At 63.4% G+C, this 13901-nt stretch carries 12 protein-coding genes; 1 reads left to right on the top strand and 11 read right to left on the bottom strand.

The window, feature by feature from the left end:
• Positions 1–20: 20 nt before the first annotated feature.
• The 9 genes from pheT to hemN all read right to left on the bottom strand — a co-directional run bounded on the left by pheT (position 21) and on the right by hemN (position 11171).
• The gene (pheT, locus tag SRAA_RS04330; RefSeq protein WP_045531181.1) at positions 21–2450 is read right to left on the bottom strand and encodes a phenylalanine--tRNA ligase subunit beta; all 2430 of its coding nucleotides are present in this window, start codon (positions 2448–2450) and stop codon (positions 21–23) included.
• A 57-nt stretch (positions 2451–2507) separates the two neighbouring features.
• Entirely contained in the window at positions 2508–3578 is a 1071-nt protein-coding gene (pheS, locus tag SRAA_RS04325) for a phenylalanine--tRNA ligase subunit alpha (protein WP_045531180.1), read from the bottom strand.
• A 154-nt stretch (positions 3579–3732) separates the two neighbouring features.
• Positions 3733–4113: a 50S ribosomal protein L20 gene (gene rplT, locus SRAA_RS04320; RefSeq protein WP_034113946.1), complete on the bottom strand. Its 381-nt coding sequence runs from the start codon at positions 4111–4113 to the stop codon at positions 3733–3735.
• A gap of 27 nt (positions 4114–4140) precedes the next feature.
• Entirely contained in the window at positions 4141–4344 is a 204-nt protein-coding gene (rpmI, locus tag SRAA_RS04315; protein ID WP_045531179.1) for a 50S ribosomal protein L35, read from the bottom strand.
• Positions 4345–4470: 126 nt separating this feature from the next.
• On the bottom strand, positions 4471–5079 hold the full coding sequence (gene infC / locus SRAA_RS04310; protein WP_082039898.1) for a translation initiation factor IF-3: 609 nt from the start codon (positions 5077–5079) through the stop codon (positions 4471–4473).
• Between the two features lie 74 nt (positions 5080–5153).
• Complete coding sequence (gene thrS / locus SRAA_RS04305; RefSeq protein ID WP_045531177.1) at positions 5154–7061, bottom strand: threonine--tRNA ligase; 1908 nt, start codon at positions 7059–7061, stop codon at positions 5154–5156.
• 402 nt (positions 7062–7463) lie between these two features.
• Complete coding sequence (gene aceA, locus SRAA_RS04300) at positions 7464–8795, bottom strand: isocitrate lyase (protein ID WP_045531176.1); 1332 nt, start codon at positions 8793–8795, stop codon at positions 7464–7466.
• A 258-nt stretch (positions 8796–9053) separates the two neighbouring features.
• Entirely contained in the window at positions 9054–9764 is a 711-nt protein-coding gene (locus tag SRAA_RS04295) for a sulfite exporter TauE/SafE family protein (protein WP_045531175.1), read from the bottom strand.
• 24 nt (positions 9765–9788) lie between these two features.
• Entirely contained in the window at positions 9789–11171 is a 1383-nt protein-coding gene (hemN, locus tag SRAA_RS04290; protein WP_082039897.1) for an oxygen-independent coproporphyrinogen III oxidase, read from the bottom strand.
• A gap of 150 nt (positions 11172–11321) precedes the next feature.
• Here hemN and fnr point away from each other — a divergent pair, with 150 nt between their 5' ends.
• Positions 11322–12077, top strand: a complete 756-nt coding sequence (gene fnr, locus SRAA_RS04285; protein ID WP_045531173.1) for a fumarate/nitrate reduction transcriptional regulator Fnr — start codon at positions 11322–11324, stop codon at positions 12075–12077.
• A gap of 9 nt (positions 12078–12086) precedes the next feature.
• Here the strand turns inward: fnr and SRAA_RS04280 are convergent, their stop codons facing one another.
• Both SRAA_RS04280 and ccoG read right to left on the bottom strand, forming a co-directional pair.
• Positions 12087–12275 carry a hypothetical protein gene (locus SRAA_RS04280; protein ID WP_045531172.1) on the bottom strand — a complete coding sequence of 63 codons (189 nt, stop codon included), beginning with the start codon at positions 12273–12275 and terminating at the stop codon, positions 12087–12089.
• A gap of 181 nt (positions 12276–12456) precedes the next feature.
• On the bottom strand, positions 12457–13893 hold the full coding sequence (gene ccoG, locus SRAA_RS04275) for a cytochrome c oxidase accessory protein CcoG (RefSeq protein WP_052467479.1): 1437 nt from the start codon (positions 13891–13893) through the stop codon (positions 12457–12459).
• Positions 13894–13901: the final 8 nt, after the last annotated feature.

The raw sequence follows: 13901 nt of genomic DNA, 5'->3' as shown, positions 1-13901 counted from the left end.
TCTCCAACAGGGTGGGGGTATCAGGCGCGCAAGCGCGCTTGCAGTTGCGCCGACAAGGCGGCCAGCACCGACTGCACCACCGACTCGATCTGCGCATCGGTGAGGTTGGCGTCGTCGCGCTCCAGCGTCAGGCGCAAGGCGCAGCTTTTATCGCCTTCGGCCACGCCGCCTGCACCCGCATTGTGCCCCAGCTTGGGGCGGTAAATGTCGAACAGGCACACGTCTTTGAGCCAACCCGAGCCGTCGGCAGCGCGCACCACGGCCAGCAACGCGTCGTGCGTCACGCGCTCGGGCAGCAGCACGGCGAGGTCGCGCTGCACCGGCTGGTGCCGTGGCACCGGCTGCGCCTGCACCAGCTCGCGCTGCAACAGCGGTGCCAGTTCCAGCTCGAACAACACCGGGGCCTGCTGCCAGCCTTCTTGCTGGCGCCAGCGCGGGTGCAGCTCGCCGATGTAACCGATGGCCTGCCCGGCTAGCCAGACCTGGGCGCAGCGCCCCGGGTGCAGCGCCGGGTGCGCCGCTGGTTCGAAGCGGGGCTGGCGCGGGGCCAGCAGGGCCTGCAAATCGCCTTTTAGGTCGTAAAAATCGACGCTGCGCGCCGCCACGCCCCACTGCTGCGGCTGGGCCTCACCCCAAGCCAGCGCCGCCACGCGCAGCGGCTGCGCCACACCGGCCACGCTGTAGGGGCCGTCGGGCACCGTGGCGTCGTGGGCAAACACGCGCCCGAGCTCGAACACGCGCACGCGCTCGGCCTTGCGGTCGGTGTTGAACTTGAGCACCGCCAGCAAGCTGCCCATGAGCGAGGAGCGCATCACGCTCATCTGGCTGGCGATGGGGTTGAGCAGGGCAATCGGCTCGGCGTTGCCGGCCCAGTCGCGCTCCCAGCGCTCTTGCACGAAGCTGAAGTTGATGGTTTCTTGATAGCCGCGTTGCGCCAGTTGGCGCCGCAGCGCGTACAGCCCACGGCGGCGCTCCGGGCGCGGCAGCGCCGTCACCGGGGCCTGCGGCGGGGTGTGCGGCAGGTTCTGGTAACCGATCAGGCGCGCCACTTCTTCGATCAGGTCTTCTTCGATCTGCAAATCGAAGCGGTGCGAAGGCGGGGTCACGCTCAAAATGCCCTGCCCTTCCTTCACCTCCAGCCCCAAGCGGCGCAGCGCCTGCGCGCATTGCTCCTGCGTGAGCGGCATGCCGATCACCTTGGCCGCGCGCGCCACCCGCAGCGCCACCGCTTGCGGCTGCGGCAAGTTGATGATCTGGTCGGCGATCGGGCCGGGCTGGCCGCCGCAGATTTGCAGGATCAGCTCGGTGATGCGCTCTAGGTGCTCGACCGTGGTGGCGGGGTCGACGCCGCGCTCGAAGCGGTGCCCGGCGTCGGTGCTGAAGTGGTAGCGGCGCGAGCGCCCGGCGATGGCTTGGGGCCACCAGAAGGCGGCCTCGACGAACACATCGCGCGTGGCCGCGCCCACCGCCGTCGCCGCGCCGCCCATGATGCCGGCCAGCGACTCCAGCGCCTGCGCGTCGGCGATCACGCCCACCTGCTCATCGACCGCCACGGTCTGGCCGTTGAGCAGTGGCAGCGTCTCGCCCGCGCGGCCCCAGCGCACCTGCAAGCCACCCTCGATCTGCGCCAGATCGAAGATGTGCGAGGGGCGGCCAAACTCGAACATCACGTAATTGGAGATGTCCACCAGCGCCGAGACGCTGCGCTGGCCGCAGCGTGCCAACCGCTGCACCATCCAGCCTGGGGTGCGCGCCTGCGGGTCGATGCCGCGCACGATGCGGCCGCTGAAGCGCCCACACAGATCGGGTGCCTGCACCTGCACCGGCAGCACCTCGGTGTGGGTAGGCGCCACCTGCGGCCAGGGCGGGGTGTGCAGCGCCGCCCCGGTGAGCGCGGCCAGCTCGCGCGCCACGCCATAGACGCTCAGGCAATGCGCCAGGTTGGTCGTGAGCTTGAGGGTGAAAATGGTGTCATCGAGTTGCAGATAGGCGCGCAAATCTTGCCCCACGGGGGCCTCGGCGGGCAGCTCCAGCAGGCCGGCGGCGTCGTCGGCAATGCCCAGCTCTTGCGCCGAGCACAACATGCCGTGGCTGGGCACTCCGCGCAACTGCCCGAGTCCGATCTGCAACGGCTGGCCGTCGGCACCGGGGGGCAGCACCGCTCCCACGAGGGCGCAAGGGGCCACCAAGCCGACGCGCGCATTGGGCGCTCCGCAAACGATTTGCAGCCGCTCGCCAGCACCCACATCGACCTGGCAAACGCGCAGGCGCTCGGCCTGCGGGTGCGGCGCGACGTGCTCGATGCGCGCCACCACCACCCCGGTAAACGGGGGCGCGGCGGGGCGGCGTTCTTCCACCTCCAGCCCGGCCATGGTCAGGGTGTCGGCCAGTTGCTGGCTGCTCAGCGGCGGGTTGCAAAACTCACGCAACCAGGATTCGGGAAATTGCATCGTGTGCTCTCGTGCGTAGGCGTGGCAGGGGTCAACGAAGAAGGGGCTGCTGCGGGCTCACTGGAACTGGCTCAAAAAGCGCAGGTCGCCGTCGAAAAACAGGCGCAGGTCGTTGACGCCGTAGCGCAGCATGGTGAGCCGGTCTGGCCCCATGCCAAAGGCAAAGCCGAGGTAGCGCTCGGGGCACAGGCCCATGTGGCGCAGCACGTTGGGGTGTACCTGCCCGGAGCCCGCCACTTCGAGCCAGCGCCCGGCCAGCGGGCCGGACTGAAACTGGATGTCGATCTCGGCGCTGGGCTCGGTGAAGGGAAAGAAGCTGGGGCGAAAGCGCAACACCAGATCGTCTGACTCAAAGAAGGTGCGGCAAAAATCGGTGAAAACGAACTTCAGGTCTTTGAAGCTCACGTTCTCGCCGATCCACAGCCCCTCGCACTGGTGAAACATGGGCGAGTGCGTGGCGTCGCTGTCCACCCGGTAGGTGCGCCCGGGGGCAATCACGCGAATTTCGGGCATGGCGCCATCAAACAGCGCCGCAGCGCTCGCTCCCGCCTGCTGCTTGTGGCGCTGCACGTGTTGCAGCGCGTGCCGGATTTGCATCGGGCTGGTGTGGGTGCGCAGCAGATAGGGCTCGGGCTGCGCGCCGGCGCGCACGTAAAAGGTGTCGTGCATGGAGCGCGCCGGATGGTCGGCGGGCGTGTTCAGGGCGGTGAAGTTGAACCAGTCGGACTCGATCTCGGGGCCGTCGGCCACCTCAAAGCCCATGGAACCAAAAATCGCCTCGATGCGCTCGAGGGTCAGGCTCACCGGGTGCAGTCCGCCGCCGCCGCTGTGGCGCCCGGGCAGCGTCACGTCCAGCGCCTCGGCCTGCAACTGGCGCTGCAACTCGGCCTCGGCCAGCTCGGCGCGGCGCTGGTTTAGCGCCGCCTCCACCGCCTGCTTGGCCACGTTGATGGCCGCGCCACGGGTTTTTTTCTCATCCACGCTCAGGCGCGCCAAGCCCTTCATCAGCTCGGTCAGGCTGCCGTTTTTGCCCAGGTACTGGGCCTTGGCGTTTTCCAGCTCGGCGGGGCTGTGCGCCTGCGCAAACTGCGCGCGCGCCGACTGCTCAAGGGCATCGAGTTCGTTCATCGAAGTATCCGTTCCGAGGTGCGCGGGGCGGGCTGTGGAGTGCAAAGGGGCGAAGCAAAATAAAAGGGCCAGTGCCGTGCAGCGCTGGCCCTCAGGGGCAAGGGGCTGGTTGGAAGCCTAAGCGCTCCACCCGCCACTCAAACCCTCGGCGAGATCAGGCCGCCACCGGGGCAGCAGCCGCGCCCAGATGCGCGCGCGCCTGCTCGACGATGCGGGCAAAGGCGGCCTTGTCGTTCACGGCCAGATCGGCCAGCACCTTGCGGTCGATGGCGATATTGGCTTTTTTCAGGCCGTTGGCAAACTGGCTGTAGCTCAGGCCCAGCTCGCGCGAGCCGGCGTTGATGCGCGCAATCCAGAGCTGGCGGAACACCCGTTTGCGGGCGCGGCGGTCGCGGTAGGCGTACTGGCCGGCCTTCATCACCGCCTGTTTGGCGATGCGATAGACATTGCCGCGGCGGCCGCGGAAACCTTTGGCCAAAGCCAACACTTTTTTATGACGGGCACGTGCCGTTACACCACGTTTAACGCGAGGCATGGTTGATTCCTTGTTCGTCGGGTTGAATTACAGGCCAGCGTAGGGCAGCATCTGCGCCATGTGACCCATATTGGTCTCATGCACATTCACCGCACCGCGCAACTGGCGCTTGTTTTTGGTGCTCTTCTTGGTCAGGATGTGACGCTTGAAGGCTTGACCGCGCTTGACGGTGCCACCCGGACGAACGCGAAAACGCTTTTTCGCACTGCTCTTGGTCTTCATTTTGGGCATGGTGTGCTCCTTCTTGAATTGTGCTCGTGAGGCGCCGCGATACCCACCGCGAACTTGCTGGCCCCGAGCCACGAATAAAACCGTGCGGGCGACCCACCCACACCGTTTTTGCACCCAACGCGGCGTTTAAGCCGATTGGGCGACGGCAGCCGTTTCCGGCGCCGGTTTGGCAGCCCCAGCCTTTTTGCGGCCGGGGGCAATCATCATGATCATCTGGCGCCCTTCGAGCTTGGGGAACTGCTCCACCACGATCAGGTCACCGAGCTCCTCGCGGATGCGCTGCAACAGCGCCAGCCCGATTTCCTGGTGCGTGATCTCACGGCCCCGGAAACGCAGCGTCACCTTGCACTTGTCGCCTTCTTCGAGGAAGCGGCGAATGTTGCGCATTTTGATGTGGTAGTCGCCGTCGTCGGTGCCAGGGCGGAACTTGATTTCCTTGACTTCGATGACTTTTTGCTTGGACTTGGCTTCAGCGGCCTTCTTCTGCTCGGCGTACTTGAACTTGCCGTAATCGATCAGGCGGCACACCGGCGGCTTGGCCACGGCAGCGATCTCAACCAGATCGACATCCATTTCACCAGCCATGCGCAGCGCCTCTTGGATGCTGACGACGCCGATAGCCTCGCCTTCGGGGCCCGTCAGGCGCACTTCTGGAACCAGAATCTCGCGGTTCAGGCGGTGGGCGCGTTCTTCGCGGTGGCGGCGATCGCGAAAGTTCGGAGCAGTCGTAGCGATGGTGAAATCCTTTGGTTCAAACGAATGGAGGCTTGCAAAAGCTTGGGCTTACCCGCCTAGGCAAAGCCTAGGACTCAAGTCTTGGCATCGAGCTCGTGCTGCAAACGCAAGGCGAAATCATCGAAGGCCATGACGCCTAGGTCTTGGTTGCCACGCGCTCGCACAGCAACCGTCCCGGCGGCCTTCTCTTTGTCGCCCACAACGATCAGGTAGGGCAGCTTTTGCAAGGAAAACTCTCGGATTTTATACGTGATTTTCTCGTTGCGCAAATCCAGCGCCACTCTAAAGCCCAAGTGCTCGAGTTTTTTGGCAATTTCGCGACAGGTATCGGCCTGCGCGTCGGTGATGTTGAGCACCGCCACCTGGCGCGGGGCCAGCCACAGCGGCAGCGCACCGGCGTGTTGCTCGATCAAGATGCCGATGAAGCGCTCCAGGCTGCCCACGATGGCGCGGTGCAAAATCACCGGCGCGCGGCGGCTGCCGTCTTCGGCCACGTACTCGGCATCCAGCCGTTCGGCCAGGTTGAAATCGACTTGGATGGTGCCGCACTGCCACTCGCGCCCGATCGCGTCTTTGAGGGTGTACTCGATCTTGGGGCCGTAAAAAGCCCCCTCGCCGGGCGAGATTTGGAACTCGCAACCGGCGTGGCGCAGGCTGTCGATCAGCGCCTGCTCGGCCTTGTCCCACTGTGCGTCGGAGCCGATGCGCGCCGCCGGACGCGTCGAGACCTTGTACAAAATGTCGTGAAAACCGAAATCGGCATAGACGTGGCGCAGCACCTGGGTGAAGGTGTCGCACTCGGCCAAAATCTGCTCTTCGGTGCAAAAGATGTGGCCGTCGTCTTGGGTGAAGCCGCGCACGCGCATGATGCCGTGCAGGCCGCCCGAGGGCTCGTTGCGGTGGCACTGACCAAACTCGCCGTAGCGCAGCGGCAGGTCGCGGTAGCTCTTGAGGCCCTGTTTGTAGATCAGGATGTGGCCGGGGCAGTTCATCGGCTTCAAGGCGTAGTCGCGCTTTTCGCTCTCGGTGATGAACATGTTGTCGCGGTACTTGTCCCAGTGGCCGGTTTTCTCCCACAGGGTCTGCTCCAGAATCTGCGGCGCCTTCACCTCGTGGTAGCCGTGCTGGCGGTAGATGCGGCGCATGTACTGCTCCACTTGCTGCCACAGGGCCCAGCCCAGCGGGTGCCAGAACACCAGCCCGGGCGCGTGTTCGTCGATGTGGAACAAATCCAGCTCGCGCCCCAAGCGCCGGTGGTCGCGCCGCTCGGCTTCTTCGAGCCGCTTGAGGTAGGCTTGCAAGTCTTCCTTGCTGGCCCAGGCGGTGCCGTAGATGCGTTGCAGCATCTCGTTGCGGTGGTCGCCGCGCCAGTAAGCCCCGGCCACTTTCATGAGCTTGAAGTGCTTGAGGCGCCCGGTGCTGGGCACGTGCGGGCCGCGGCACAGGTCCTCAAAAGCGCCCTCGCGGTACAGGCTCAGGCTCTGCCCGCTCGGGATGCCGGCGATGATCTCGGCCTTGTAGTGCTCGCCCATGCCCTTGAAGTGCGCCACGGCCTCGTCTCGGCCGAGCAGGCGGCGCTCGATCTTTTCATCTTTGGCGGCGAGTTCGAGCATTTTTTTCTCGATCGCTTCCAGGTCTTCGGGCGTGAACGGGCGCTTGTAGGCAAAGTCGTAATAAAAACCGTGCTCGATCACCGGGCCGATGGTCACTTGCGCGTCGGGGAACAGGGTTTTGACGGCGTAGGCCAGCAGGTGCGCGCTGGAGTGGCGGATCAGCTCCAGTCCGTCGGGGTCTTTGGCGGTGACGATGGCCAGTTGGGCATCTTGCTCGATCAGGAACGCGGTGTCAACCAGTTCGCCATTGACCTTGCCGCCCAAGGCGGCCTTGGCCAGCCCGCTGCCGATGGAGGCGGCCACGTCGGCCACGGTGAGCGGGCCGGGGAACTGGCGCTGCGAGCCGTCGGGGAGGGTGAGGGTCAACATGATGAGGCGATTGGTAAATAAAAACGCGGCCAGTGCCTACTTGCATAAGTCTGCGTCAGCACAGAGATTGAACTGGTACCCCGCGCGCAAGGCGCTAACCGCAGCGATGCCCCGTGGCATCGCGAGGATTTGCAACGCCGCGCCCGGGGAGGCCAGCTCGATCGAATGCAGCAAGACTTGTGCAAGTAGGCACCAGAGCCGCGCAAAAAAAGAAAAGTGCAGGCGCGAACTGCCGCCCCTTTAAAGGGCCGGTGGGTGCTCCGTGCGAGTTCGCGGTGTCATAACCAAGCTGCCTTTCCCGTTCTTGCCAATGAATCTTGGGTTCGATTTTCCCACAAAAAAAGCCCAAGGCGGCTGCCCTGGGCTTTGGCTCTCCCCTGCCTGCTTTTGGTTCAGTTCAGATCAGTGGAACTGCTCTTCTTCGGTGGAGCCGGTGAGGGCCTTGACGCTGGAGGAGCCGCCTTGGATCACGGTGGTCACGTCGTCGAAGTAGCCTGCGCCCACTTCCTGCTGGTGCGACACAAAGGTGTAGCCCTGCTGGCGCGCCGCGAACTCGGGCTCTTGCACCATGTTGACGTAGTGCTTCATGCCCTCGCCGCGCGCGTAGGCGTGGGCGAACTGGAAGGTGTTGAACCAGTTGATGTGGATGCCGGCCAGCGTGATGAACTGGTACTTGTAGCCCAGCGCCGAGAGTTCTTCCTGGAACACGGCGATGGTCTTGTCGTCCAGGTTTTTCTTCCAGTTGAACGAGGGCGAGCAGTTGTACGACAGCAGCTTGCCGGGGCAGGCGGCGTGTACGGCCTGGGCGAACTCGCGCGCAAAGCCGAGGTCGGGGGTGCCGGTTTCGCACCACACCAGGTCGGCGTAGGGGGCGTAGGCCACACCGCGGCTGATGGCTTGCTCGAGGCCGTTCTTGACGCGGTAGAAGCCCTCCTGGGTGCGCTCGCCGGTGAGGAAGGGCTGGTCGTTGGCGTCGTGGTTGCTGGTGATCAGGTTCGCGGCTTCGGCGTCGGTGCGGGCCAGGATGAGGGTGGGCACGCCCATGGTGTCGGCGGCAAAACGCGCTGCCAGCAGTTTTTCGATCGCCTCTTGCGTGGGCACCAGCACCTTGCCGCCCATGTGGCCGCATTTTTTCACGGCCGCCAACTGGTCTTCGAAGTGCACGCCGGCGGCACCGGCGGCGATCATGTTCTTCATCAGCTCAAAGGCGTTGAGGACGCCGCCAAAACCGGCTTCGGCGTCGGCCACGATGGGCAGGAAGTAGTCGATGAATTCGGGCGAACCGGGCTCGATGCCGCGGCTCCACTGGATTTCATCGGCGCGCTTGAAGGTGTTGTTGATGCGGCGCACCATGGTCGGCACCGAATCGTAGGCGTAGAGCGACTGGTCCGGGTACATGGTTTCGCTGGTGTTGCCGTCGGCGGCCACTTGCCAGCCCGACAGGTACACGGCTTCTAACCCGGCCTTGGCCTGCTGCATCGCCTGCCCGGCGGTGATGGCACCAAAGGCGTTCACGTAGCCCTTTTTGGCGCCGCCATTGACCTTGTCCCACAGGGTGCGGGCACCGTTTTGGGCGTAGGTGTAATCGGGCTGCACGCTGCCGCGCAGGCGCACCACGTCGGCGGCGGAGTAGCCGCGCTTGACGCTTTTCCAGCGCGGGTTTTGCGCCCAGTCGAGTTCCAGCGCCTCGATTTGTTGCTGGCGGCTGAGTTGCTTGTTGATGGCAGAGGTCATGCTCACTCCTGAAGGTTAAAAAAAGGGGGGCGAGGTGCAACCGGGCTGCCAAGGGGCCACTGGGGACCCATGGGACTCGGCCGCTCACTCTTGAGCCTTAGTGTAAACCCGAGAAACGGCAGCCATCAATCTTATGTCTTATATAAGACAAAAATAATTCCAACAAAAATCAATAGCTTGACACTCTTATTTTATATTGTGAAACAGTGTTTTTGATATGAAAAAATTTATTGCAGCGCAACAAGACTGCTTTTCATATCATGAAACAACACAGCCGGCATGCAAAAAAGCCACCGGCTCGGCGCACCACAAACCCGTCGGGTGCGCAATGCCCATCCACAGCGCCACGCCCGAGACCAGCATCAGCGCCAGCCCGGCCAGCCGAATGCCCCAGCCGCCGCTGCGCGCGTCTTTGAGCTTGAGCAGCAGCCACGGTGCTGCCGTGAGCGAGACCATGGTGCCCAGCGCAAACGCGGCCATGACGGCCGCCCCGTTGAACACATTGGCCGACAGCGAGGCCACCAGCAGCGCCGAATAAAGCAAGCCGCAGGGCATGAACGCCCAGCCCAGCCCGAGCACCGCCGGGGCCTTGGGGCCGAGCTTGTTGAGCACCGGGCGCGCGCGCCGCCACACCCCTTGGGCCCAGCCATCGATGAAGGCCGGCTGGCGCGCTTGCAGCAACAGCAGCAGGCCCAAAAACAGGGCCGCCACGTGCATCAGGGTCCAGAGCGGGCGGATGATGGCGGTGTGCTGCCCCAGCAAGGCCAAACCCTGCACGGTGCCTGCCGCCACGGCGCCCAGCAGCGAGTAACCGATCAAACGGCTAAATTGAAAAGTGAGCAAGGCGCGCACGCGCCGCGGTTCCCCCGCGTGGGCAATGCCGGCGCAAGCGGCGCCGCACATGGCGATGCAGTGCGGGCCACCCACCAGCCCCATCAACAGGGCCGAGAGCAACATGGACTCAAACATAGACCTTGGACTCTAACACCAAGCTCAAATGATCTTGGAAAAGCGCGCCCGGTCCCGGTCTAGCTGCAAGTACTTGTCAAACACCATGGCGATGGCGCGCACCAAGTACCAGCCGCTGTCGCTGATTTCGATGCTACCCGGGCTCAGGCGCAGCAAGCCCATGGCCTCGAACTCGTGCAAGCGCTCCAACTCGCGCGCAAAATACGACCTGAAATCGATCAGGTGTGCCAGCCCGACGGACTCGAAATCGAGCCGCCCTTGGCACATCAGGGCCATGATGACGGCGCGGCGCAGCAGGTCGTCGCGGTTCAGGGCCAGCCCGCGCACGATCGGCAGCCGCCCTTGGTTGAGGCTATCGTAGTACTCCTCTAGGGTCTTGGCGTTTTGGCTGTAGGTGGCCCCGATGCGGCCGATGGCCGACACCCCGAGGGCGATCAGGTCGCAATCCGGCTGGGTGCTGTAGCCTTGGAAGTTGCGATGCAGCCGCCCTTGGCGCTTGGCCACCGCCAGCGCGTCGTCGGGCAGCGCGAAGTGGTCCATCCCCACATACACATAACCTGCCTGGTTGAATACATCGAGCGAGATCGAGAGCATGGCCAGCTTGTCGGCTGCGGGCGGCAGTTCGGCGGTGACGATGCGCCGCTGCGGCTTGAAGCGCGCCGGCAAGTGCGCGTAGGCGTAGAGCGCGATGCGATCCGGGCGCAGCTCGCGCACGCGCTCCAGCGTGTGGCGGAAAGACTCGGGCGTTTGCTGCGGCAGCCCGTAGATCAGATCGACGTTGACCGACTCGAAACCGATGCGCCGCGCCGCCGCCACCAGCTCGAACACCTGCTCGGCGGGCTGGATGCGGTGCACCGCCTTTTGCACGGTGGGGTCGAAATCCTGCACCCCAAAGCTCAGGCGGTTGAATCCCAGTCGGTGCAAATGCTCCAGCCGCTGCGGCGTGACGGTGCGCGGATCGACCTCGATCGAGTATTCGCCCCCCGGCACCAGCGTGAAGTGTCGCTGCACCATGGCCATCAGGTCGGCCAGTTCCTCGTCGTTCATAAAGGTCGGGGTGCCGCCGCCCAGGTGCATCTGCGACACGGCGTGCCCCTGCCCCAGATGCTGGGCCTGCATTTCGAGCTCGCGCGTGAGGTAACGCAGGTACTCGGCCGACTTGCTGTGGTGCTTGGTGATGACCTTGTTGCAGGCGCAGTAGTAGCACAGCGACTCGCAAAAGGGAATGTGGACATAGATCGACAGCGGCAAGGCCAAGGAGCCGCCAGATCGACGCTGTTGCAGCGCCAAGGCGTAATCCGCCTCGCCAAAAGCCTCGACAAAGCGATCGGCGGTGGGATATGAGGTGTACCGGGGGCCGGGCACATCAAAGCGCCGCAGCAACCCGTCGTCGATCACATGTTTCACAAAATGGCTCTCCTAAGGGTGAACTATGCACCAGCGCGCGCCAAATACCCTTGACATGAGTCAAAGCAGGGGCATTTTTCCGCCTTTTCCAAGCACGCCAGTCCACCGCCTCACTTAGGTTAAGCTCAAGGCTTGTCTAGCTGCGTTTCTATGGATATTCAGAGCCTCAAAGTTGCCTGCTCCAGTTGCAACCTGCGCGAGCTGTGCCTGCCGATGGGCTTGAGCGCGCCCGAGATGGTGCGCCTTGAAGACGTGGTGTCGAACCGACGCCGCGTCAAGCGGGGCGCCGCCCTGTTTACTATCGGCGAACCGTTTACGGCCCTGTATGCGGTGCGCTCGGGCTTTTTCAAGACCTGCGTCACCAGCATCGATGGGCGCGATCAGGTCACCGGTTTTCAGATGATGGGTGAGATCATCGGCATGGACGGTATCGTGCACGACCAACACGCCTGCGACGCGGTGGCGCTCGAAGACGCCGAAGTCTGCGTGCTGCCCTTTGACAAAATCGAGCAGCTCTCGCGCGAGTTCAGCGCCTTGCAGCACCACGTGCACAAGATCATGAGCCGCGAGATTGTGCGCGACCAGAGCGTGATGCTGCTGCTGGGCACCATGCGCGCCGAGGAGCGGCTGGCGGCCTTTTTGCTCAACCTGGTGCAGCGCCTGCACGCGCGCGGTTTCTCGCAATCCGAACTGGTTTTGCGCATGACGCGCGAAGAAATCGGCAGCTACCTGGGCATGAAGCTCGAGACGGTCAGCCGCACCTTCTCGCGCTTCATGGACGACGACATCATCGAAGTCAAGCAGCGCTATGTGTTGATCAAAGACACTCAGGGTTTGGAAGCGCTGGCCAACCCGCATGCGGCCGCTGGCAATGCAAAGGCTGAGAGAAATATTTCAGCCTCCTGAATCCCCTTGTCAGGGGCGCGGCGGCGGCATTTCTGGGCTGGCCGCGTGGTTGCGCGCCTCGCGCGCCGGGCGCAAGCTGGCTTCGTAAATGGCCCGCTGCTCCGGCGTGAGGTGTTGCACCCTCTGCGGATCGATGCGCACCATTGGCACATTTCGATCCAGCACCGGGTCGCGGTCGTTGACTGCAATGCTAACCATGGTCAAAGAAGTGACCACCGAGGTAGCAGGAAGCCCGAAGACCAGCCAGCAGAAGGGTTCGCGGTACCAAGGGCGTTTTGGCTTGGCGGCTGCTGGGAGGGTGGCTTGAGTCATGATAGGGGACAGTGTAGTGAAAAATGCAAGCTGGCACAAGCGATGGGCGATCGCCACACTAGGCCATTCAGCGCGGCACCATGAAGATCGAATCCGTGCCGACGCGCAAGTCTGGGTTGCCCTCGGCCTGCACCTCGATGCGAATCGGATGCGCCCCGGCTGGGCTGCTGCCTGGCGGCAAGCGCAGCGTCAGCGCCATGGCGCGTGCACCAGTGGGCTCTAGGCTGAAGCGGGACTCGGAGTCGATCAGCAAACCGGGCAGACCCTGCACCGAGATGCGGTAGTGCTGCACCTGCTCGGTGGCATTGAGCACACGCAAGCGATACACATTTTCGATGTAACCCTGCCCCACCACGCGCGACATGACGCTGGAATCTCGGGTCACATCGATTTTTAGAGGGGTGCGCAAATACAGGCTGGTGAACAAGGCCAGTGTAATGAGCAGCAAAATGGCGCTGTAGATCAACACCCGCGGCCGCATCACCCGGCGCCACATCTGGGCTGCGCTCCAACCCTGCTCAAGGCCGTTCTGCGTGGTAAAGCGCACCAGACCCTTGGGGTAGCCAACCTTGTCCATCACTTCGTCGCAGACATCGGCGCAGGCGCCGCAGCCTATGCACTCATACTGCAGGCCATTGCGAATGTCTATACCCGTGGGGCAGACCTGCACGCACAGGGTGCAATCGACACAGGAGCCCAAGTTGAGTGCAGCCAAATCGGCGGTGCGCGAGCGGGAACCGCGGGGCTCGCCGCGCTGGGCGTCGTAGGTAACGATCAGGGTGTCTTTGTCGAACATCGCGCTTTGAAAGCGCGCATAGGGGCACATGAATTTGCAAATTTTCTCACGCAGAAAACCCGCATTGCCATATGTGGCAAAACCGTAGAACAGAACCCAGAAGGTTTGCCAAGGCCCGAGCGTCGCCTGCCACACCGCCTGCCCCAACTGGTCGATCGGGGTGAAATAACCGACGAACGTGAATCCAGTCCAGAGAGCAAAAGCCAACCAGAGCGTGTGTTTGAGGGTTTTTTTGCCAAACTTTGCAAATGATCGTCCCGATTGGTCCAGCCGCATTCGGGCCGAGCGGTCGCCTTCGACCAGCTTTTCCATCCAGATATAGATCTCGGTATAGACCGTCTGCGGACAGGCAAAACCGCACCAGAGGCGCCCCGCCACCGCCGTGAACAAAAACAAGCCCAGTGCCGAGATCACCAGCAGACCCGTGAGGTAAATCAGGTCGTGTGGAAACAGCACCAAGTTAAAAAGGTAAAAGGTTCGCGCCTCGAGGTCGAACAAGACGGCTTGGCGGTCGTTCCAGTTCAGCCAAGGCAGACCATAAAAAATGATCTGGGTGATCCAGACCGTGATCCAGCGCCAACTGCTAAAGAATCCGCTGACAGAGCGCGGATGGATCTTCTCTTGCTCTAAATAAACCGGTATCACTACCGGCTTGACACCAGCGGCAGCCGCTGGGCGGCCGCTGGGTTTGTTGCTCGTATCAGACAAATCTAACC

It is taken from the genome of Serpentinimonas raichei, from assembly GCF_000828895.1.
Classification (GTDB): Bacteria; Pseudomonadota; Gammaproteobacteria; order Burkholderiales; family Burkholderiaceae_C; genus Serpentinimonas; species Serpentinimonas raichei.
Note: the sequence above shows the minus strand (reverse complement) of the source record. Positions and strands in the feature narration are given on the sequence as shown.

What these genes read in the sequence shown, in the direction of transcription:
- pheT (WP_045531181.1), bottom strand. Translation starts at nt 2,450, where the DNA reads ATGCAATTTCCCGAATCCTGGTTGCGTGAGTTTTGCAACCCGCCGCTG.
- pheS (WP_045531180.1), bottom strand. Translation starts at nt 3,578, where the DNA reads ATGAACGAACTCGATGCCCTTGAGCAGTCGGCGCGCGCGCAGTTTGCG.
- rplT (WP_034113946.1), bottom strand. Translation starts at nt 4,113, where the DNA reads ATGCCTCGCGTTAAACGTGGTGTAACGGCACGTGCCCGTCATAAAAAA.
- rpmI (WP_045531179.1), bottom strand. Translation starts at nt 4,344, where the DNA reads ATGCCCAAAATGAAGACCAAGAGCAGTGCGAAAAAGCGTTTTCGCGTT.
- thrS (WP_045531177.1), bottom strand. Translation starts at nt 7,061, where the DNA reads ATGTTGACCCTCACCCTCCCCGACGGCTCGCAGCGCCAGTTCCCCGGC.
- aceA (WP_045531176.1), bottom strand. Translation starts at nt 8,795, where the DNA reads ATGACCTCTGCCATCAACAAGCAACTCAGCCGCCAGCAACAAATCGAG.
- SRAA_RS04295 (WP_045531175.1), bottom strand. Translation starts at nt 9,764, where the DNA reads ATGTTTGAGTCCATGTTGCTCTCGGCCCTGTTGATGGGGCTGGTGGGT.
- fnr (WP_045531173.1), top strand. Translation starts at nt 11,322, where the DNA reads ATGGATATTCAGAGCCTCAAAGTTGCCTGCTCCAGTTGCAACCTGCGC.
- SRAA_RS04280 (WP_045531172.1), bottom strand. Translation starts at nt 12,275, where the DNA reads ATGGTTAGCATTGCAGTCAACGACCGCGACCCGGTGCTGGATCGAAAT.